2 protein-coding genes are annotated in these 2544 nt (G+C 61.9%); one reads left to right on the forward strand and one right to left on the reverse strand.

Translation table 11 applies throughout. The annotated features are described in order from the left end of the window. Positions 1 to 929, reverse strand: a 929-nt coding sequence (locus AC4FAH_RS10920) for a LysR family transcriptional regulator (RefSeq protein WP_490246026.1), incomplete at its 3' end; no start/stop codon positions are given. A gap of 187 nt (positions 930 to 1116) precedes the next feature. On the opposite strand from AC4FAH_RS10920, the gene AC4FAH_RS10925 reads away from it, so the two are divergent. After that, positions 1117 to 2544, forward strand: a complete 1428-nt coding sequence (locus AC4FAH_RS10925) for a sodium:solute symporter family protein (protein ID WP_490246027.1) — start codon at positions 1117 to 1119, stop codon at positions 2542 to 2544.

The raw sequence follows: 2544 nt of genomic DNA on the forward strand, positions 1-2544 counted from the left end.
CGCTCTTCCAGCGGCACCTTGGCCAGCGCGTTGTGCATGAAGTTGACGAAGGTGGATTCGGCGGCACTGAAACGCGCCTCGCGATGCCACATCAGGTGCAGGTCGATATCGGCCACGCCACCGTAGGGCGGCAGGGGCCACAACTCTCCTTCCGCGACTTCACGGCGCACGATGTGCTCGGGCATGCAGCCGATGCCCCAACCGGCCAGCACCATGCGGCGGATTTCCTGCAGGCTGCTGGACTGACCGATCACCGGGCCCTGCACGCCTTCGCGGGCACGGAACATCGCCAGCGGTGACAGCACGCCATCGAGCTGCTCACTGCCAAAGGAGACATAGCGTTCATTGCGCAGCGCATCCATCGGCAGGTTCTGCTGACCGAACAACGGATGCATGCGACCACAGAAGTAGCGGTAATTCTGGCGCGCCAGCACTTGGGACATCAGCTGTTCAGGCGTCTGCTGGGCCAGACAGATACCCAAGGCCCCCTGGCGCTGCAGCAAACCCTGCTGCACCTCGTGACTGGACATTTCCTGGATCGAGAAGGTGACCTGGGGGAAACAGCGGTGAAAGCGTGCGAACACGCTATCAAGGAAACGGCATTCAATGCCGGTGATGAACAGGAGCGAGACATGTCCGGAAATCTCCGTATGACTATTGCCCACCTCAGAGGCGAGACGCGCCACATTGGCGTAGATCTCCACCGCCTCGCGATAGACCACCTGCCCCGCCCCGGTCACGCGAAAACTGTGACTGTCCCGTTCGATCAGACGCTGCCCCAGGCGCTCTTCCAGGCGCTTGAGTGACAGACTCACCGCTGGCTGTGACAGGTAGAGACGCGCCGCGGCCCGACTGACGCTTTCCTCCTGGACGATGACGATGAATGTTCTCAGCAGGTTCCAGTCCAGCGTGTCATGTATGGGTCGCATGGCGATTGTTCCTGTCCCGAAAGTGGCGCGACCGACAAGAGCGCAATGAAAAGCTCTCCCGGTGGTGCGCCAGATGGTAATAAAGTCAGCACCGCGTCACCAACGTCTGCCCTCGAGTGATATATTCCCCCTCGCTCAAGACAGTAATGACGATCAATACAATATCAATAAAGCGGAAAACACGACGATGTTCGATACCCGAGAAACCTTCATTCTCTCGATCATGATCATAGCATGTGGCGTATTTCTGATGGGGCTTTCGCTCTATTTCTTCCGCCGCATCAAGACCTATGATGATTACAATGTCGCAGGCCGTTCCACCTCGACCTTCCCGCTGATCTGTACGCTGATCGGTACCGCCGTCGGCGGTTCTACCCTGCTGGGCTTCGTCTCCAAGGGCTACACCTTCGGCATGGGCCAGCTGTGGCTGCCGGTGGGCATGACCTTCGCAGGCATTGCCCTGTACTTCTTCATCGGCAAGATCCACGCCGAAGGCGAGCGCCTCAACATGGTGACCCTGGCCGATTTCCTGGTCAGTCGCTTTGGCGAAGGCGTCAGGGTGCCGACCCTGCTCAGCATCCTGTGTGCCTACGCGGCCATCACCGGCATGCAGTTCGTGGCCGTGGCCACGGTGCTCAAGCTGGTGTTCGGCCTGGCACTGCCGGTGGGCATCCTGCTGACCTGGGCACTGCTGACCGCCAAGACATGGCTGGGCGGCCTGATGGCGGTCATCTGGTCAGACGCCATCCTGGGCACCCTGCAGACCCTGGGCATCTTCTTCCTGCTGGTCACCGTCTACTACGCCAGCGGCAGCTGGGAATTCATCAGCGCGGCATCCATGCCCGAAGGCAACCCTGACTTCCTGAGCCTGACCGGTATTTCCGGCCATGAACTGGCGGTCTACATGCTGACCATCGGCGCCTATCAGTTCGTGCGCCAGGACCTGTGGCAGCGCTTCTGGGCCGCGCGCAGCCTCAAGGCGGCACGTACCGGTTACGCCGTCGCCATCGTCTTCACGCTGCTGGTCGGCGGTGCCGTGGTCCTGATCGGCGCCTTCGCCAAGCTGGGACTGGATATCGCGGTCGCCAATCCGGACCTGTCCTTCTACGCCATCATCAAGGCCACCCTGCCGTTGCCGCTGATGGTCAGCATGGTCGTCGTGCTGCTGGCGACCATCATCTCGTGCGCCGATTCGTTCTTCATCGCCGGTGCGTCCTCCATCGCCAACGACATCATCAAGCCGCGCATGAAGGGCCGCGATGATGCCTTCATGCTGCGCATGAGCCGTCACTCGGTGGTCGCCATGTCCTTGATTTCGCTGGGCCTGGCGCTCTATGCACCGCGTCTGCTCGATATCTGGATTCTCGGCAGCGCGATGCTGGTCTGCGGTGTGCTGGTGCCGACGGTGGTCGCGCTGTGCCGTCGCACGCCAGACCCGCGTGGCGGAGTGATCATGATGTGGGGCGGGCTGGCCACCGCCGTGCTGTGGCAGGTGCTGGGCCATCCCTTCGGCCTGCACCCGGTGATGATCGGCCTGCCGGTCTCGCTGGCGCTGATGCCGCTGGCGCTGCGCAAGCCGAGCCTGAGCCTCTCGACCGAGTCCGCGGCGCGCTGA

It is taken from the genome of Cobetia sp. (genome assembly GCF_983723665.1).